15 protein-coding genes and 1 pseudogene are annotated in these 20,092 nt (G+C 39.0%); 11 read left to right on the plus strand and 5 right to left on the minus strand.

The window, feature by feature from the left end; genetic code table 11:
• Positions 1–158: 158 nt before the first annotated feature.
• The 9 genes and pseudogenes from lpxA (at position 159) to dnaB (ending at position 10,769) form a co-directional block, all read left to right on the plus strand.
• The gene (lpxA, locus tag BV372_RS04590; protein WP_086683915.1) at positions 159–977 is read left to right on the plus strand and encodes an acyl-ACP--UDP-N-acetylglucosamine O-acyltransferase; all 819 of its coding nucleotides are present in this window, start codon (positions 159–161) and stop codon (positions 975–977) included.
• 382 nt (positions 978–1,359) lie between these two features.
• Positions 1,360–2,529, plus strand: coding sequence for a lipid-A-disaccharide synthase (gene lpxB / locus BV372_RS04595; RefSeq protein ID WP_086683918.1), 1,170 nt, complete (start codon positions 1,360–1,362; stop codon positions 2,527–2,529).
• 52 nt (positions 2,530–2,581) lie between these two features.
• Positions 2,582–2,845 (plus strand): annotated as a pseudogene (locus BV372_RS04600) (DNA cytosine methyltransferase); the annotation flags it as partial.
• A 102-nt stretch (positions 2,846–2,947) separates the two neighbouring features.
• Positions 2,948–4,060 carry a tyrosine-type recombinase/integrase gene (locus BV372_RS04605; RefSeq protein WP_086683920.1) on the plus strand — a complete coding sequence of 371 codons (1,113 nt, stop codon included), beginning with the start codon at positions 2,948–2,950 and terminating at the stop codon, positions 4,058–4,060.
• 2 nt (positions 4,061–4,062) lie between these two features.
• Positions 4,063–5,505 (plus strand): tyrosine-type recombinase/integrase, encoded by a 1,443-nt coding sequence (locus BV372_RS04610; RefSeq protein ID WP_218776679.1) that lies wholly within the window; start codon positions 4,063–4,065, stop codon positions 5,503–5,505.
• Positions 5,505–7,322, plus strand: a complete 1,818-nt coding sequence (locus BV372_RS04615; protein ID WP_086683924.1) for a site-specific integrase — start codon at positions 5,505–5,507, stop codon at positions 7,320–7,322. Before BV372_RS04610 ends, BV372_RS04615 begins: the two co-directional genes overlap by 1 nt.
• Positions 7,315–8,196: a DUF6262 family protein gene (locus BV372_RS04620; protein ID WP_086683927.1), complete on the plus strand. Its 882-nt coding sequence runs from the start codon at positions 7,315–7,317 to the stop codon at positions 8,194–8,196. Before BV372_RS04615 ends, BV372_RS04620 begins: the two co-directional genes overlap by 8 nt.
• Positions 8,186–9,463 (plus strand): DNA cytosine methyltransferase, encoded by a 1,278-nt coding sequence (locus BV372_RS04625; protein WP_086683930.1) that lies wholly within the window; start codon positions 8,186–8,188, stop codon positions 9,461–9,463. Before BV372_RS04620 ends, BV372_RS04625 begins: the two co-directional genes overlap by 11 nt.
• Entirely contained in the window at positions 9,456–10,769 is a 1,314-nt protein-coding gene (gene dnaB, locus BV372_RS04630; RefSeq protein ID WP_086683933.1) for a replicative DNA helicase, read from the plus strand. The genes BV372_RS04625 and dnaB overlap by 8 nt, the downstream gene beginning before the upstream one ends.
• 139 nt (positions 10,770–10,908) lie before the next feature.
• Here dnaB and BV372_RS04635 read toward each other — a convergent pair whose 3' ends face one another.
• From BV372_RS04635 to BV372_RS04655, 5 genes are all read right to left on the minus strand, one after another.
• On the minus strand, positions 10,909–13,920 hold the full coding sequence (locus BV372_RS04635; RefSeq protein WP_086683937.1) for a type I restriction endonuclease subunit R: 3,012 nt from the start codon (positions 13,918–13,920) through the stop codon (positions 10,909–10,911).
• Positions 13,917–14,909 (minus strand): hypothetical protein, encoded by a 993-nt coding sequence (locus BV372_RS04640; protein ID WP_086683939.1) that lies wholly within the window; start codon positions 14,907–14,909, stop codon positions 13,917–13,919. The genes BV372_RS04635 and BV372_RS04640 overlap by 4 nt, the downstream gene beginning before the upstream one ends.
• The gene (locus BV372_RS04645; RefSeq protein WP_086683942.1) at positions 14,906–16,228 is read right to left on the minus strand and encodes a restriction endonuclease subunit S; all 1,323 of its coding nucleotides are present in this window, start codon (positions 16,226–16,228) and stop codon (positions 14,906–14,908) included. Before BV372_RS04645 ends, BV372_RS04640 begins: the two co-directional genes overlap by 4 nt.
• Positions 16,229–16,230: 2 nt before the next feature.
• Positions 16,231–18,312 carry a class I SAM-dependent DNA methyltransferase gene (locus tag BV372_RS04650; protein ID WP_086683945.1) on the minus strand — a complete coding sequence of 694 codons (2,082 nt, stop codon included), beginning with the start codon at positions 18,310–18,312 and terminating at the stop codon, positions 16,231–16,233.
• A gap of 163 nt (positions 18,313–18,475) precedes the next feature.
• Positions 18,476–19,081, minus strand: coding sequence for a hypothetical protein (locus tag BV372_RS04655; protein ID WP_086683948.1), 606 nt, complete (start codon positions 19,079–19,081; stop codon positions 18,476–18,478).
• Positions 19,082–19,327: 246 nt separating this feature from the next.
• On the opposite strand from BV372_RS04655, the gene BV372_RS04660 reads away from it, so the two are divergent.
• Together BV372_RS04660 and BV372_RS04665 are read left to right on the plus strand one after the other, a co-directional pair.
• The gene (locus BV372_RS04660) at positions 19,328–19,621 is read left to right on the plus strand and encodes a helix-turn-helix transcriptional regulator (protein WP_086683951.1); all 294 of its coding nucleotides are present in this window, start codon (positions 19,328–19,330) and stop codon (positions 19,619–19,621) included.
• A gap of 127 nt (positions 19,622–19,748) precedes the next feature.
• Complete coding sequence (locus BV372_RS04665; protein WP_086683953.1) at positions 19,749–20,051, plus strand: hypothetical protein; 303 nt, start codon at positions 19,749–19,751, stop codon at positions 20,049–20,051.
• Positions 20,052–20,092 lie beyond the last annotated feature (41 nt).

Raw genomic sequence — 20,092 nt, forward strand, 5'->3', positions numbered from 1 at the left:
TTTGCCCGACACTTTCGGTAACTGAATACTTAGTGTTCAGTTACTGAGAGCTTAAATGTTCCGCAACGCCAGTCGCCTCAACGGGGAAACCCTAGCAGTACGCTGCCAGCCCAACCCAGAAAGGCGCAGGCTCTCAAGACAGTTCTGGAGATTCACCCTTGAAGACGCTTATTCACCCAACTGCTGTAATTCATCCTAACTCGGAACTCCACCCATCAGTGCAAGTCGGTGCCTATGCTGTGATTGGAGCGCATGTTAAAGTAGGTCCTGAAACAATAATTGGCGCTCATGTAGTGCTAGAAGGACCCTGTGAAATTGGGGCGCGAAATCAGATTTTCCCTGGTGCAACTATCGGCATGGAACCCCAGGATCTCAAATATGTGGGAGAACCTACCTGGGTCAAAATTGGTGACAATAACCAAATTCGTGAGTACGTCACCATTAACCGCGCTACTGGTGCAGGGGAAGCGACAGTCATTGGCAACGGCAACCTATTGATGGCTTATGTCCATGTGGCTCATAACTGCGTTATTGAAGACCATGTGATTATTCCCAACTCCGTAGCGCTCGCGGGTCATGTTCATATAGAATCACGCGCTAGACTAGGCGGGGTTTTGGGAGTCCATCAATTTGTGCGTATTGGCAAGCACTCCATGATCGGGGGTATGGCACGTATTGACCGGGATGTGCCGCCATATATGCTTGTAGAGGGAAATCCAGCACGAGTGCGTACCCTCAACTTGGTAGGGCTAAAACGCTCTGGTATGAACCCGGGCGAGTTGCAAACCCTAAAAAAAGCTTTTCGGATTCTCTATCGCTCTAACTTAACCTTTAAAGAGGCTTTGGAACAGCTAGAACTGCTGGGTGATACCGAACAGCTACAACACCTGCGCCGCTTCCTGCTACTTTCTAAGATGCCAGGAAGACGTGGTTTAATTCCTGGAAAGGGTAGACCAAGCGCTAGTGATGAGTCCTGAGTCAGTTAGAAGTTTGAGTTGAGGTCTGAATCCCCGACTCAAACTAAGAATAACGTAGACGCGTACTCCTTCAAAGAAGCAAGCTACGCGGAGCGTTGCCGCAGGCTAGCGGCTTCCCGTTCCCTCGTAAAGCCCTTCGGGCATAGCTGCGCTTACCGCGTTAGCGTCTCCGTAGGAGAAGAGGGTTCCCGCAGGGTAGGGTACCACAAAGGACACAAAGGTCACGTTCGCCGGAGGCGTTCTTGAAGGGTAGAAATAAGAGTTTGAAAGAGATTTTGCGTAAGTACAAGATTACTCTGTTGCGTTTTTCTCTGCGACTCTGAGACTCTGCGTGAGATAAAAAAGATGTTTTCCTGTCCCTTATTTTCTTCCTAATTACTAAATGCGGATATTTATCAGCACTGGCGAAGTGTCTGGCGATTTGCAAGGTTCTTTACTAATTGCGGCGCTGAAGCGTCAAGCTGTGGCTGCTGGCTGGGAATTAGAGATTGTGGCACTTGGTGGCGAAAAAATGGCAGAGGTAGGAGCAACGATACTGGGCGATACTAGTCATATTGGCTCAATGGGTCTTCTAGAAGGCCTGCCTTATCTTGTACCTACTCTCCAGGTACAACGAAAAGCGATCGCCTACTTGAAGCAAAATCCCCCTGACCTGGTGCTGCTAATTGACTACATGAGTCCAAATCTCGGCATTGGTACCTATATGCAACAGCATTTACCAAAAGTGCCAGTAGTTTATTACATCGCTCCCCAAGAGTGGGTATGGTCTGTCAGTGTGCGTAACACCAACCGCATTGTCGGGTTTACAAATAAGCTTTTAGCCATCTTCCCCGAAGAAGCCCGTTATTTTAGCCAGCAAGGTGCCGACGTTACCTGGGTGGGGCATCCACTAGTCGATCGGATGCAAACTGCCCCCAGTCGCCAGAAAGCCCGCGCTCAATTGGGAATTGACCCAGAGACGATCGCGATCGCTCTCCTACCCGCTTCTCGTCGTCAAGAAGTAAAATATCTTTTACCTGTAATTTTTCAAGCTGCCCAAACTATTCAAGCTAAATTACCAGAGGTGCATTTCTGGATTCCCTTATCTTTAGAAGAATTTAGAAAGCCCATTGCAGCAGGAATTCAGAGTTATGGTTTGCGCGCGACAATTGTATCGGGTCAACAAAAAGAAGTTTTTGCTGCTGCTGATTTTGCTATTACCAAATCAGGCACTGTCAACCTGGAACTTGCCCTGTTAAATGTACCGCAAGTGGTTGTCTATCGCCTAAACCCAATTACAGCTTGGATTGCTCGTAACATCCTTAAAGGTTCTATCCCCTTTGCATCGCCAACCAATTTGCTGGTGATGCGGGAAATTGTGCCAGAGTTTTTACAAGAGCAAGCTACAGCAGAGAATATTATCCAAGCCACGATGGAATTACTGCTCAATCCTGATAAGAGACAGCAAACCTTAGCAGATTATCAAGAAATGCGGCAGGGTTTGGGAGAATTAGGAGTATGCGATCGCGCTGCTCAAGAAATTTTGCAAATGCTACCGGATATGGGAGTTTAGATTTTAGATTGGGAGTTATTTGTAGAAATTTCAGAGTCAGCTTAGAGGTGTCATGGCTCATGAGTTGAGAAAACAACGACCAATCGCAGTTGACTTGTTCGCCGGTGCAGGTGGGATGACTCTTGGCTTTGAACAAGCTGGCTTTGATGTACTCGCATCGGTGGAAATTGACCCCATTCATTGTGCAATCCACGAATTTAACTTTCCCTTCTGGACGGTCTTATGCCAAAGCGTTGTAGACACAACTGGGGATGAAATTAGAAAGCGATCGCAGATTGGCGATCGTGAAATTGATGTAGTCATTTGTGGGAGTCCTTATAACAACAACAATTTTATATTACACAATTTAGAAAAACAACAACAAATAGCTTATTCTTCATGGTAAAGTTACTATAGTAAAACTTCCACGAAGTAGAAAGTGATAAGCCTAGAAAGAGCAATTAATCCTCAAACAGAGGAAAGATTTTGCTGCGTATTTGACACAGAAACTGGCTTGCCAATAGAACCAATCCAGCGATACTTAAACTACTGCCGTAAGCGTCAATTAGCAGCTAACACAGTTAACACTTATGCTTGTCGATTAGTAGATTTCTGGCAGTGGCTAGAATATAAATCTCTTAGCTGGCAAGATGTAGGACTCCAAGAACTGGCTGATTTTGTTAACTGGTATCTCCTTGGTGGCGAAGTAGAAGTTATCTCCGAAGAAGTACGTGAAATAGTTTCCAAACGTAGCCCAAAAACAGTCAATCAAGCAGTTACAGCTATACAAGGACTCTATGAATTCCACATTGTAGAAGGTAGGATTGACGAAAAAGTTTTTGCTAAATTGGTTCATGGATGGGGCAAACGAGGTGGCTTCTTACGAGGCATAGTTAAAAGCACCCCAGAAAAACGCAAACGGATTAAAGTAAAAGAGCCAAAAATATTCCCTGGTTGTCTGACCGACGAACAAGTAGGTCAACTAGCAAATGCCTGTTACAGCTACAGAGACAGGCTGATAGTCATGCTACTGAGAGAAACGGGATTGCGGAGAGGAGAATTATTAGGCTTACATTTAGTAGACGTACAGGACTTTGATACTAGAGGAAGAATTAGAGTTGTAAGGCGGGACAATAATCCCAATGGCGCAATAGCTAAAGGCACAGAAAGAGAAATAGCAGTCCTTCATAACAGAGAGTCGGTTCAAGAAACTTTTCATGCTTATCTATTAGAAGAATATCCCTCAGAAGCAGAAAAACTCGGACATGGGATGCTGTTCGTTAATTTGGATGGCAAGTATATTGGAAAACCCATGACCAGTGCAAGGTTAAATAGTCTGTTTTATCAACTAAAAGATCGAACAGGAATTGAAGCACATCCTCATTTATTCAGACATACTTTCGCTACTAGGATGCTCCAAGCGGGTTATGCAGATCACTACGTACAGCAACTATTAGGGCATAGTTCGATTGTGACTACTAAAGATATCTATTCTCATGTACTGAATGAAATGAGTCTAGATGCTTATTTATCAGCAGATGAGCAAAAATAATTATGTTATCTCTAGAAGTCTTAAAAGAAAAGATAGCAAAATCAGAATTGGGACCAAAATGGCTATATCTCCCTTTTTTTGAGAGAGATATTTGGTCTCTTGAAGAACTTAGTTACACAGAAGAAGAACGTAAATTTATTGGACACAGCAATCTTTATTTCAAGGGGTTTTCACTACTTTGGCTTAAGTTGTTGGCAAAATTAACCGTTTTAGCAACCTTTAGACAAAAACAATCATTGGATAATATTAGACATCGAATTACTTACTTAAGACAATTGGATGAGTTTTTGATGGCTAAAGGCTATAGTCAGCCAGAAGATTTAACCGATACTCTATTGCGAGAGTATGTATCTCAAAGAATGACAAAAGCTCGTCAACAATGTATAGCCTATGCAGTCAAATTATGGGCTGAAGAAGGATGGTTGAAATTAACTTATACTCATTTTAAAATTAAAAAAAAAGTTCCTAAACTAGAGACAATTCCAGAAGAAGTTCTTTATCAAATTTATGAGAATTTTGATCTTTTCCCACCGCAACTAGAAAGATTATTTAGACTCCAACTTGTTTTGGGATGTCGCATCGGAGAAATGCTCAGGATACCTCGCCAATGTTTGAAACAAGAAGACGATAAGTGGTTTATGCTGCGTTGGGTAGAGAAACGCAAACAATGGCGGTTCTATCAAATTCATTATTTGTTAGCTGAATTGGTTCAAGAGCAACAGAAATTTTTAGATGGTAAATTTGGTGCTAATTCCAAATTTGATAAATTGTTTTGTAAAGTTGATGTTTCATCTCATCGTTATAAAGGAAGATTTCACGTAGAGCCAGTTTATCAACCTGAAATTCTATCTTTTGCAACAACTGCACTTTGGTTAAGTGAATTTCGAGAAGAGGCTGACCTAAAAGATAAACACGGTAATAGATTTAAACTCACTAGCCATCATTTCCGCCGTACTAAAGCTAGTATCATGGCTTATTGTGAAGCAGAAGATGAATATATTGCTGCGGTTTTAGGTCATGCTTCTTTGGATATGCTGCCACATTATCGTAAGCGTTCTTTAGAGCGATTGGAGAAAGAGGCTAATTCTCAAGGATATGTCAATAAGTATGGTCAAGTTAGTAGCTTTAAACCTAGAAAACATAGATACGAGAAACTAGCTGAAATTTTAAAAGTTAGCACTCCGCTAGGAGAATGCCACCGACCAAGTATATTAGGTGATTGCCAGTCCCGTTATGCCTGTCTAAGTTGCGATCACCATCGAGTTACTCTAGATGACAAGGCTAAGTTAGAGGCTGATTGCGAAAGCTTACAACAAGATTTAGAGCAAGCAAAAACTGTAGGGCAAGAAAGAAGAATTACTGAAATTAATCGATTAATAGATTTGCTTAAAGTTCGATTAAAAGGCTTAGTAGAACTACAAAATTTGAAGATGGATGCAATATAATGACTCAACAGATATCTAATACAATTTCTATTCATCCTACTTTATATGGACAATTAGAAGTAGATTGGAATAAAGAATATCAAGGTGAATTTATTTGCCCCAATTGTCAGAAAACCAATCTGAAGAAAACTTCCTATAAAGAAAATTCAATATGTAAACTTAGATTTATTTGTAATACCTGCAATAAACGGATCTCTCTGACTTGTCTAGTTCCTGCCTTTATTTACAAATACCGCTCTGATATAGAATGTCCCAACCCACTTTGTACTCAATTAGGACATGATGGGCAAAAAGGATGGATATATACAATAAGAAATATATATGAACAGTGTAAATGTCGCTATTGCGGTGTTGGCTTTGAGCCTCAATCAACTGCCGCATCAAGCTGGGTTAATAGGACAACGGAAGGTCAATTATTACCTTTTTGTTTTGAGGATGACATTTGGTATTTAAGACATTTCTACGATAATCCTTTTCCGCAATCAATTAGTTTTCAAAACATATCGCCGCAATGGTATCTATTAGAAGTTAAAAAATATATTCAATATTTACTCAAATCTAGAGTGTATTCTTCACCATCAGGAGTTAGACATACTCTAACAAATTTAAAGCAATTTGGAAAAATTCTAGACACTTATAAAATAAAACAAACTGCTGATATCAGTCGCGAAGCTGTACTCAGATTTTTAGATAATTACAAAAATTGCGATAACAAAACAATCAATCATAAATTAAGCTACATAAAATCTTTTTTTGAATGGTTAGAACTTGATGCATCACACCTAATTCGTAGCCGTGATTACCTTAAAGAATCAAAAAATGATGCTGACTGGTTGGATGAAGTAACGCGCACATCTATTAAAGAACATTTGTCGAAAATTCCTGCACCTATTGCTCGCCATTACCTGGTACAGGAGTACACTGCTGCTCGTCCAGGAGATATTTGCCAATTAATTTTTGATTGCTTAGTAGAGGAAAATAGCAAATGGTATATCAAATTCTATCAACATAAAACTAAGCGTTGGCATCAAGTACCTGCTACCCGTGAAATTAGGCAATTAATTGAGGAACAACAACAATGGATAAGACAAGAAATTGGTCTAGAATATTCATATTTATTTTGTCATTTCAGGAATATCAGGATCAAAAATTACCCTACTTTTACTACTATGAAGCCTTTGCCAATACCACCTCCGTTAACTATAAATGATAATAGGATGGTAGCCATTATTCGTTTACTGATAGAAAAAGAAGACATCCGTGATGCTAATGGGCAGAGACCCCACTTCACAGGTAAAATCACTCGCCATAACAGGTTACAAGAAGTACGAGTAAAACATGGTATTGAAGCTGCTCAACTTTATGCTGACCATGTTAGAAGTACTACTACTTTTCAAAACTATACACCTCCTACTAGAGAACAAGTAGCAGCAGTAGACTTGCCTTTTCAGGAACTGTTAATGAACCTGGATAACAAGTTCCTCCCTTGGCAATCTTTGCCAGAAAGCCTACTCAACAACCCTAAAGCACACGAACTCGATCTCGAAATTGCACCACGCTTAGTGGTCTATGGACACTGTGCCCTCGACCCGAAAACGCCCTGTCCTGTTAATCTTTACCCCAAATGCTATGGCTGTTCCAGTTTTCGCCCTAGCACTGGTAAATTACCTCTCTATGAACGTCAATATAACGGAGAACAACAAAGACTAACTGAAGCAGAACAAGCTGGTGCAGAATTAGCAAAAGAAGAAGCCAAAGCCACCATCGAGGCGATGGATAAATGGCTACCAGAACTAAGAAATTTAGCACATGGCTAAAAAACATAATCGCGATAAACAAGCTGAAGTTCTGCGTCGTACTCAAGCTCAAAGAAAGGAACAAAAAAAAGAACAAGTATTAAAAGCTATTAAAGTAATACTTGATCAAAAACAGCCATTGACATTTGCAAAGATTGCTAATGTTTCTGGCTGTTCTATTTCTTATCTCTATAAATGGGATGAGATTAAGGCATATATCCACGAACTTCAACAGGAAAAGGAGACTAAACTAAATCCCTTAGAAGAAAAAGACCCAAGACCCCATAGCCTTAAAACTCTACATGAAGTTGCTAGGCAAAGAATTAGAGAACTGGAAGCGGAGATTAGGGAACTCAAACACCAGAATGAAAAACTCAGAGGTCATGTCGCAGAAATCTATGAACTTAAAGATGAGTGCGATCGCCTACGATCGCAGTTACGAGAGAAAGCTTCTGCTGATTCATCGACAAAGATAATTTCCTTAAGAATAAATAAACCTGAGACAAGTTCCTCTACACCTGATATACCTAAACCCAGTGAAGTTCATACTGCTGATATTCAACTAGAAGACTCGGATATCTTTCAATTAATTAACGAAATGGGGATTAAGATGAATTCAAAACTAAAGCAAGAAATAGCAAGTCGTGAATATCATAAAGTTAAGTTATCAATTGAAGCTTTTCAAGAGTATCGTAGTAAAACTGATATAGAGAATCCTGCTGCTTGCTTACTAACCATGATACGTGATGAAGCAAAGCCTAATATCCCCGAAGGATCGACACTTAAACCATCAAGTAAATCTTCAGTTGCTATGCATAATAATCAAAAAAAATTAATTTCTCACGATAAGCTCAAACAACTTAGCAAGTTATTTAACGAAAAGAATGAAGAGTAAGCTAAAAAGACCAATAGCAATAGATCTATTTGCTGGTGCGGGAGGGCTAAGTTTAGGATTTGAGCAAGCTGGATTTGATGTAAAAGCTGCTGTTGAAATCGATCCAGTTCATGCTGCTGTTCATAAGTTTAATTTTCCTTATTGCGTTGTATTACCTTGTTCGATCACTGAGTTATCAGGGAAAGATATTCGAGAAAGAAGTGGAATTGGCAACCAAAATATAGAAATTATTATTTCTGGGTCTCCCTGCCAAGGTTACTCCTATATGGGTCGTCGAGTATTAGACGATCCAAGAAATTTTTTAGTAAAAGATTTTATAAGATTAGTCTTAGAGCTAAAGCCTTCTTATTTCGTTTTTGAAAACGTCAAAGGTTTTACAGTTAGTAAATATCAATCATTTTTAGATGAATTAATTGAAACTTTCAGTAATAATAATTATCAAATCTGTTTACCCTGGAAAGTCCTTAATGCTGCTTATTATGGAATACCACAAAAGAGAGAAAGACTATTTCTAATTGGTGCAAAGAAAGGTTGTGTCTTGCCTGAGTATCCTGCTCCATGTAGCCAACCACTTTTTGCAAAGTTAGCCAATCCTATCTTACCTCCTACTCCATCTTGTTGGGATGCCCTCAAAGATTTACCAGAAGCAGAAGAATTTGAGGAATTACTATATAGTGATTGCGTAGAAACGGGACAATGGAGCAATCCCAGCCACTATGGGCGAGAAATGAGATGTTTAGATGATAGTAGCTGGCATTTTGGCTATAGGAGAAATTGGAATCCCTTTCTTTTGACTTCTAGCATAAGAACTAATCATTCGCCAATCTCACGAGCTAGATTTCATGCCACAGTACAGGGAAAGAAAGAACCTGTTTCTCACTTCTTCAAATTGGCACAAGATGGCATAGCTAATACCTTAAGGGCAGGAACTGATGCTGCTCATGGCTCACACACATCTCCAAGACCTATTCATTACAGTAGTCCTCGCTGTATTACTGTACGAGAAATGGCACGATTACATGGGTTTCCTGATTGGTTTCGTTTTCACATCACAAAATGGCATGGTGCGAGACAGGTAGGAAATTCAGTTCCGCCACCATTGGCGAGAGCAATTGGTACAGAAATTATGAAATGTTTGGGAATGAATCCAACTACTCCTGAAGATGTTTTGGATCTGGGAGATCCCAAACTTTTATCAATGACTATGAAACAAGCTGCAAATTATTGGCAGCTTACTATACCAACTAAAGATATTATCAATGTCTAAGAGTAACCAGTTTTTAGGAAACTTAGAAGCAGAAGAAGCCATACTAGGGGGTATCTTACTTGACCCTAATGCTATTAGCATAGTTGCTAATATTCTTCCTGTAGAGGCTTTTGGTACTCATGGTAATCAACAAATTTATAAGGCAGCTTTAGAGTTATATCAAAATAATAAGCAAACAGATTTAATGACTATTTCTACTTGGTTGTCAGACCATAAAGTATTAGAAAAAATAGGAGGTAATAATAAACTATCTCAACTTCTTACCCGTACTGTATCAGCAGTAAATATAGACCATTATGCTGCCCTAGTACTGGATAAATACCAACGCCGTCAATTAGTAGCAGTAGGACATACCATAGTTGATTTAGGTTGCGATACTAGCATTGAATTAGAACAAGTATTTGAGCAATCTGAACAAAAACTATTTAATCTCACAACTAACAAGAAAGCTAGATTTCAACCCAAACCTATTCATGAGTGTTTAGCTAATGTCCTGAATAAGATAGAGCAAGGTTCATCTCCTGCTTATCCTACGGGTTTAGTAGACTTAGATGCTCTCATTGGTGGCTTAATTAAACAAGACTTGATTGTGGTTGCTGCTAGACCATCTATGGGTAAAAGCTGGTTCGGCTGTTATCTGACTAATTATATTGCAAGCAGTATTCAGAAGCCAGTATTGTTCTTTAGTGCAGAGATGTCTGAGGAACAACTGACTAAAAGATTCCTCTCTATGCACACAGGTATTGATTCCCAAAGACTCATGCACAATCAAATTTATGAGGAGGAATATGATTCTTTAGTACAAGGTTTATCTAATCTAGGTAAACTGCCCATTATCATTGATGATACTCCAGCAAGTGAATTAACTCCCACTAAAATTCGTTCTGCACTTCGTAGAATAGAATCTGAAAGAGGAGAGTTAGGATTAGTAGTATTAGACTACATTCAAAAGCTTGGAGATAGAGCAGCAGGTAATAGAGCGCAAGCAATTGGTAAATATTGTGGTGCTTGTAAGGATATTGCTAAAACCTTCAATGTCCCATTTGTAGTTCTGGCTCAAATTAATCGTGGTGTAGAAGGTCAAAGTAATAAACGTCCTTCTATGGCTGATATAAAGGACTCTGGCGATATTGAACAGGACATGGACTTAGGACTACTACTTTATCGAGATGAATATTACAACTCGAATACTAGCGATCAAGGAATTATGGAGATAATAGTCGCTAAAAATAGAAATGGTATAACAGATACTTGTAAGGTGGTGTTTGACCCTAGTATTGGTAACTTCTCTGATTACAAAAATTAGCTAAATCATGAAACTGTAGGATTTAATGTGGAAGTCACCCAGTACAAGAGTAAAAGCGATCGCATCCCATAATCTTTTCTTTCCCTCACGCGAGCCAATTTTTACAAAATAATTCTATTTATTGGAAGACTGTCAGTCTTTAGCTAGCATCTTGTGTCAACCTATGATATACCTTCTCTAGTATCCAGTCCTTCACTGCTCCGCCAAATTCTTTGTCATCTATAATTTTCGCAAATATATCTTGGTTTAAATCCATGCGCTCAATCAGTTTTGTGAGAAAAATATCCTCAAATCCATATTTGAAGTTCTGAATTGAGTTGCTTTTAGCTTGTTGTGATAGTACTTCATCTTGAACTAATGCTTCCTCAATTTGGCTAAAAAAGTATTTATCTGCTTCCGTAAAATCGGTACGAAATCTTTGGTTGAGGATGTCTATAATTTCTGAGAGTTTAGCTTGTGTCTCTTTTTCTCTAGGTATGCCAGCTTCAGTTATTGGTTGCAGATGTGATTCTGCATTTTTTTCTAAGACAATTCTACCTTCTCTGATTTTTTGTAATCGATAATATTCCAGTGCAACTTCATCAGTGAGTTTAAAAACTTCGCTTTGGCTGCGTTTTGGTAATTTAGTTTGCAGTAGACGAGCAAAAGCATAGAATTTTTCTAGTTCTTCATCTGCAAAGGGCATAATCTGGGACAAGAAAGCATATAGCCTGATGAATGTAGTTAAACTATTTTTAAATTCATCTTGTTGTTCTTCGCCTAATGCCTTAAAACGGTCAACAGCAGGATCAACTAGGGAATGAAGCCTACTGTGATCTTGCTTGTTTGTCTTTTCCTGAGATTTAAAAAATACCTGCGTGAAAGCATCTACATCGCTATTCCAAATGATTTGGTAGCTATCTAGCCTATTTTTTAAGTCATATAGTCGGTTAGGATCTGTGGTTGATGCTAGTGTAGTTTGTTCATAATAAAGCTGGAAAGCATCAATAATTTCTTGCTCTGAATTAGCAAAATCTAAAACAAAGGTATCTTCTTTGCCTGAAAAAGTGCGATTCAAGCGAGATAAAGTTTGTACGGCTTTGACTCCAGACAGTTTTTTATCCACGTACATGGTGTGTAACAATGGCTGGTCAAAACCAGTTTGATACTTGTCTGCGACAATCAAGAGTTGATATTCACCAGACTCAAACTTTTCCGGTAATTCCCGTTCACCAAAACCGTTGAGATCATATTCAGTGTATTTAATAGCTGTTTCTCGATCAGTGAAACTGGTAAAAGCTACCAATGCTTTGATATCAACATAACCTTGCTTTCTTAAATAGTTATCAAATTCTTCTTTATAGCGCACTACGTGAGGACGAGAAGCAGTAACTACCATTGCCTTTGCTTTTCCACCAATTTTGTGCATGACGCATTGGCGAAAATGTTCGATGATCACTTCAGTTTTTTGAGCTAAGTTATGTGGATGCAGAGATAAAAACCTGGCTATAGCCCGACTTGCTTTCTTCGCATTAATTTTAGGGTCATCTGCGATCGCTTTAGAAATTTGGAAATAAGTTTTATAGGTTGTGTAATTCTGCAACACATCCATAATGAACCCTTCTTCAATTGCTTGGCGCATGGAATACAAATGAAAGGGTTCTGGAAGACCTTGGGCATTAATTTGACCAAATTCTTCCAAGGTTTTTTGCTTTGGTGTGGCAGTGAAAGCAAAGAAGCTCAAGTTCGGTTGTTTACCACGAATATGCATCTCTTTGCGGATATTGTCTTCAATATCTTCTTCTTCTGTCATGCTTTCCTCTTTAGCTGAACGGCTGAGGTCATTGACAGAAAGGACTTCTTTCATTTTCTTGGATGCTTCGCCACTTTGAGAACTATGGGCTTCATCCACTATTAAAGCGTAATTGCGTTTTGGTAGTTGGGCAATGTTGTTTTTTTCTAAGATTTCCCGAATCTTATCCAAGACGAAAGGAAATTTTTGCAAGGTAGTAATAACAATATTAGTTCCAGAAACCAAAGCTTCGGCTAGTTGGGTAGAGTTTTTATCAATTTTTTGCACAACACCTTGCTTATGCTCAAATTGATAAATTGTGTCTTGTAGCTGCTGATCTAGTACCCTCCTATCAGTGATAACGATGACTAAATCAAAAACTCGCTCATTTTGGTTGTTGTATAAACTAGCAAGTTGATATGCTAACCAGGCAATGGAGTTACTTTTGCCACTACCAGCAGAATGCTGAATTAGGTAATCATGTCCTGGTCCCTTAACTTTTGCATCTGCGGTCAACTTGCGAACCACATCTAATTGGTGAAATCGAGGGAATATAAGGGTTTCTTTTTTGGCGGATTTACCATTGAGTTTAATGTTTTGCTGCTCAAGGTGCAAAAAACGACCCACGATGTCTAGCCAACTGTCTTTCGCCCATATATCTTCCCAGAGATAGGCGGTTTTGTAGCCGTTGGGGTTGGGAGGGTTGCCTGCACCTTTGTTGAAGCCTTTGTTGAATGGTAGAAAGCGGGTATTACTACCTTCAATGCGGGTAGTCATCCAGACTTCATCCGGGTCTACAGCAAAATGTACCAAAGTACGACGCTTAAATTGAAATAATAAATCTCGGTTATCCCGGTCTTGGATATACTGGCGCTTGGCTTTATCTACATCTTGTCTGGTAAATTGGTTTTTTAGTTCTACTGTGGCGACTGGCAAACCATTGATACTTAACAGTAGATCTATTGAGTTTCCATGTTGATCACTGTAGTGTACCTGACGAGTTACTGTGAGGATATTTTGGTTATAAAGTACTAGAGTATCGGGGTTTAGTCCACTTGCGGGTTTGAAGAATGCTAATTTGAAGCGTACACTGTAGTCAATGATACCATATCGCAGTACATCTAACATCCCACGATTATTCAATTCTTGATACAGCCTTTGCATGAACTTAGGTTCAACCTCAGCACCATGAATGTCTGTCAGATGTTGCCATGCTTCCATCTGAGAAGTTTGAATAAACCTCAGTAGAGTGGCTTGATCGAGTGCTAGTTCTTGAATAAAATTGCTAGCATACCCTTCTTCATAGCCACCATTACTTAATAAGCTGGCAATGATTGCATTTTCAAAAGCTTTTTCGGTTGTCTGAACAGTTGCAGTCATAGTTGTGCCTCGGTCTGTTCAATTATTTTTACAGTATTTAAGAATTGCTCATAGGCAACCTGACGGAGGATTTCTTGTAATTTGCCCCTTTGAAATTCATTTAAATCTAACTTGAGATTATCCTCTTCGTTGTAGCAAAGGTTGACAAAAGTGATTTCATCGGTATGTAAAAATTTTGCTACATCTGGTTTTTTATCAGGCAGATTGTTAATTAATTCGCAGGTATCTGGGTCAAAATACAGATGCACTAAATTTTGAATGCCAACAACAGGGCGACCTTGATAGTGGGGCTTGCCATCACTAGATTGCCACAGAACACCAAAGACTTTGCAATTTCCAGAACGGTAGACTTTCCCGATTTGTGGTGCACCTCTAATACTAGATGAGGGTCGTGAAGTATCCCGAATTTTTCTGATGAGTAGTTTTAAGGGTTGCATATCTAGCTTGATATCTGTCATCCCCACAACTTCATAAAGTTCTAAAATCAAATCGTCACTTTCAATATCTCCAATAAAGCAGACTGGCTCAGAATCATCTAGATAGCAACGTTCGGCTGTAAATACTTCTACTTTTAGATCATAGAACAGTCGCCAAACATAAAACTCACTGGTTTGCCAGCGCCAACCCCCGAATATAAATTGAGCTTCACTTCTCGCTTCATCGTAGTTTGGGCGGTTAATTTCACTGAGATCAATGGCTTGAGCAAGATCAGTAAAGAGAGCTTTTGTGTGGTTGAGGATGTCTAATAAATCTGTCTGCGGATTTTTCAGAGCAGGAGAAGTATTGATTGTCTGAATTAGGTTGAGAATCATGGGGTATGCACGATTGGTTTCTCCTGCAAAACAGATGAAACAGTCTCTGCGGGGCAATTCAAAAAGTTTTACTCCCGCTTCCCATCGTTCACCCGCAGAAAGACAACTATCGGTTGCAAATACTAATTCTTGATCGCCTGTCGGTGTATGACGTACCCAGGCTGCACATAAAGTCATGCAGTAACCTCCTCCCTAACATCAATTTTGCCTGTTACTGCTGCTGTGATAAGGGTCTGGCGATATTCTTGCAGTTTTTCTATAGTTTCCTTGTTTTTAGTAATAATTTTGTCAATCATTACTGTTGACTTTTGAATAAATGAAACAATATCCTCTTGTTCTTTATAAGGTGGTTCAACAATTGGTAAGGTTTGCAAGATAGGAACGCTTAAATTAACTTGTGCTGATCCCCAACCTTCAACTGTAAAGAATGACTGAGCAAATGAGGAGTTAATATAATAACTATAAAAGAGGGGAAATTGCTGAGGATTAAGTGTAGCTATTAGTAAAGTAAAACATTGAGCATGATTTAGTTCTTCAGGAACTACAGCAGTCATGCCAGCGTTTGCACCTGTGCGAACAGTCAAAATATCTCCTTTACGAAGATACTTAGAGCGATTTTTTTCTGCAAACCACTCCTCAATATAAAGAATATCGCTGAAATCAATATAATTTTTTTTTACATTACCAGAGCGAACGATAGGAACTCCTTGGAGTGTATAAGCGTGAGTTGCTGCTTCTGCAATTCCGACTTCAATACGTGATGTAACACGTTTAAAAATTTTTACTCGCCAATGTTCAGGAACTTCACCAATCCCAGAAATACCAGAATCTTTCATCGGAACATTTGGGTTTAGCCCTTTGGTTACAGCTTGGTTAATCAGAGCATTGCGTTTTTCTTCGAGTAGTTCGATGAGACGTTGTTTTTTGTCAATAAGGGTAGCGATCGCAACAGTTTTGCGATCAAGGAAAGAGGCGATTGCACTTTGCTGCTCAAGAGGAAGCACAGGAATAGAAATTGAACCAATCTCAGAGGCATTAGTTGCTGGGTAACTCACTCCAATAGAACGAGCACATATTTCATCAACTACAAAACTAGAACGCATCCAGTAATATAGGTAACGAGGATTTAGTATATTGCCTATTGGAGAAAGAACAGCAAATCCTGTTGAGGCAATTAGGCTGGGATTATTCTCTTCAACATAGCTAATGGCTTTCAGGTATGTTCTAACAGTAGAAACAATCGTGTCTCCTTGAATCACTTTTCGTCTTGCTCTTGATGGTGAATTCTCGAAAACGAATTCACTCATTTGTAAGATTTTTCCAGTAGAATCAACGCTTCCAATATCTATGTATTTTATGGGAAAATCGGACGGAGTTGATTCCGGTAGAGTTTTTGCATTAATTTGAGTTACATACTTCAATGGCATTAAGGTAACTGATTTTTCTAAGTCTCCAAGCCATAGAAGATTTCGGTCACAGCTAACTAAGGCTTTCATGGTTAATTTATAACCTCCTTCAGCATTCCCTGAATTTCATCTTCTAAATCTTTAATTTCCTGTTCAATTTTCTCCAACGGTCTAGGTGGTACATATTCATAAAAATGCCGTGTAAACGGTATTTCATAACCAATCTTCGTCTTACTCCCATCTACCCATGCATCTGGCACATGGGGTAAAACTTCGCGCTTCATATACTCATCAATATCTTCTTTCAATGGCACATTTTCGTAATCTCTAAGGTCTGAGTCTGGTTCTGGGTTGCCATCTTTATCAATACAGATATCAGCTGTTTCATCTCGTTCAGCTAAAGCATTTATAATTGCTTTCTTCACCGGAGCTGCTACTTTCACATCAGCCACTTTCAATGCAGCCGTCAAATCTGTTTCAAACTCATCCCGCTTTTTGTATAGAATATCTCCTAAATTACGCAATGCTTCTTTAATAGTCTCCTGTAACTGCTTCCCTTCTTCAATTTCTCGTAAAGCAACCCCACCGCGTTTTTTAGACTCAGCTAAATTTATAAAGGCAGTTTCAGTTTCTAGCTTGGCAATACGTTCATCACTCACCTGAAAATTTAACCTTAGCGGACGTTCTACTGTGATGCGCCAATAACCAAAGTCTTCATTATCAAAAATTTTGCTAACAATAATATCTTGTTCTTTACCATCTACCTCAAGTTTGCGTTTAACATACTGATGAAACTCGCCCTCGCCGTAAATGCAGGTAATTTCTGCTATTTGATTGGGCTTGCCATCTTCACCATCCCCAATTTCATTACGCTTATTTCCCAAACTACGGGTCATTTTTTTGTAATAATGGATGCCATTAACAAGCTGTATTTTACCTTTACGTTTTGGAACTTTACAATTGGTTACAATCCAAATATATGTATAAATTCCAGTGTTATAAAACAATTGGTCTGGCATAGCAACAATCGCTTCTAGCATATCGTTTTCGATAAGCCATTTGCGAATTTCACTTTCGCCACTACCAGCACTGCCTGAAAATAGCGGTGAGCCGTTGAATACAATGGCAATTCGAGAACCACCATTATCAAGCTTCATCTTAGAAATCATGTGTTGTAGGAACAAGAAAGAACCATCAGAAATCCTCGGTAATCCGGCTCCAAAACGTCCATCAAATCCTTTCTTCTCATACTCATTTTTGACATATGTTTGCACCTTCTTCCATTCCACACCAAAGGGCGGATTAGACAACATATAATCAAATGTTTCGTGTGCCAAACCATCATTAGTAAAAGTATTTCCAAACTTAATATTGCTGATATCTTGACCTTTAATCAACATATCAGATTTACAAATTGCGTAAGATTCTGGGTTGAGTTCTTGACCAAAAACCACAGGCTTAGAATATTCGTTAAGTTCTTTAATGTACTCTTCTGCTACAGACAGCATCCCACCAGTTCCACAAGCAGGATCGTAGATAGTTTTGACAATACCTTTTTGGATTAGAATATCTTTATCATTGATAAACAGAAGGTTAACCATTAGTCGGATAACTTCACGCGGTGTAAAGTGTTCCCCCGCAGTTTCATTAGATAATTCTGAAAATTTGCGAATTAACTCCTCAAAAACATATCCCATCTCCGTGCTGTTTGCTTCTTTTGGATGAAGATCAACTTCAGCAAAATTTTTAACAATTAAAAATAGCAGATTAGCTTCATCTAAACGATTAATTTGGTCATTGAAGTTAAAATATTCGATGATTTCTCTGCCTGCGGCAGAGAAGCCATTAATAAAGTTTTTGAGATTAGCGGCTAAATTATCTGGATCTGCTTTGAGTTTTTGAAAGGTAAACTGGCTAATATTGTGAAAAGGTACGCCAGCTTTTTGGTTTAGTAAAGGCTCAGGATTCTTCAGATTCTTCATAGACTTTACTTTCGTTTCGTAAAAGTCCATCACAGATACTTTTGTTGGCTCTAAAATGCAGTCTAATCGACGCAACACTGTGAATGGCAGTATGACTTTGCCATAGTCAGCTTGCTTATAATCACCGCGTAAAAGTTCAGCAATACTCCAAATAAAACCAACAAGCTTTCTTACTTTTTCCGTTCGCGCCATTCACAACTCCACGGTAGACTAATTATCTGTCATATTTAGCAGTACTTAGCACAAACAATTTTTAGTCGTGTTGTGCTAAATGTATTCATGGTCAAATTACACAACTAATCCTCTAACTAATCTGTATGTGCTGCCAAATTGTCCATTATCTAGTAAACCATTATTAAGTCCAATCTCTTCTAATACGAGTTACCGCCTGGTTTAACCCTTCACTATGAATCCAACCGACAAACCCGCCGTAAATCATTCTGTCATTGACATCGCCTAAAAAAACATGGTCAACACCAACGGGGTTTTTCCAAGTTCTTACCACTGTCCCATCTCTCAGCTTCATGATGGGAATTGACCACTGAAAATCTCTGTGGTTTGCAGGAGTCATGCCAGGGACATTCTCTAAAATAGCCATTACCTCTTGAGTGACATTTTTGGTGTAAGTTTTTACCGTAGCTTTGAGCCGTTCTTTAAGGTTTCTGTCAAACAATAGTAAAAAATCAATTTCTTTAAAAAGCTTGGTATGTGATTGAGTCTGCCGTCTGTGGCTATAAATACCTGTTAAGAAACCTTCCAGAATTACTTTTGCCAAAGCATGGCTAATCAAACCTATTAGTCCTAAGGCAGCAATTCCACCCACCATCCCTGCTGGACCTCCCAGGAATGCTAAAGCTGTGGTGATAGCAGCGGCATCTTTTAAACCTGTAGTCGCCATTAATACCGCCAAGATAATACAAGGTAATCCGATAGCAGCAAGTTTTTTGACGACTTCATCCATACCCTTTCACCGCAAGACAAGATTCATGCTGAAGTCTTTTTTAACACATATGAAAGTTAAAATTGCTGAAATTGCAGTAATCCTTTATGGCGGGAATCACAATCTCGACTTTGCGATCGCATTTTTATCAACAGCAACGCAAAATTCAGATTATCTAAAGGAGACTCAATTTCACTCCAAATCCTTATAGTTTGTAAACTGTAGTAGCTCAAAATTTTATATTTTGTTTACTGCTGTAGCTATTATATGAGCAATAAGGACGATAAAAAAACCAGAATGTATATTTATGTTGCAGATGTTGTAGCGGTTGCTTGGAACAAAGAGAGAGGAATGCTTTTAAAGCGATTGCGGGGAAAAAAATCACGTCAAAAACTAGCTGATGAAATTGCAGCCAGGGGAGGAGAATGCTCCCATCAAAATCTCAAGAAACTAGAGTACGGTGAGTCCGAAAGTGTCTCAACCAAAGTATTAGAGGCTGTTTGTGCTGCATTAGATATTTCTTTAAGTGACTTTCTCAGTACTGTCGAAGTGACTAATTAAAGTTTTGAATATTCTTCTTGTTATTAGCTACTAAAGTATCTAATATATTTGATGAAATCAAAAAGACGATCGTCCTCCGGCAAGAGTATGCGATCGCCTTTTAAACCCCGTTAATGAGGTTACTTAAATGATTGTACAAGAAGAGTTCGATGACGAAACCTCGGCTCAATCAGAGTTTGAGGAATACATTGACCAGCTTGCTCAAACAGTACCGCCAGAAATTGAAATCGATTCAGTACCAGATGATTTTGGAGAACTGTATCGAGTGTGGAACAGCTATCATCTGCTAGGAACTTTTTATCAGAATCTTGAAGGCAAATGGGTAGCACAATGCTGTAACACAGATGAAAGACCTTGTTGTGACACCCCTGAATTAGCACAGCTTTTCATCATTGCTGTGAACGGGTTACTAGTTGCAGATGTAGCGTAATACGTAATTACTTTTTATACATCAATTTTCCATCACCTAGA

Origin of the sequence: Nostoc sp. T09 (assembly GCF_002154695.1) — a bacterium.
Classification (GTDB): Bacteria; Cyanobacteriota; Cyanobacteriia; order Cyanobacteriales; family Nostocaceae; genus Aulosira.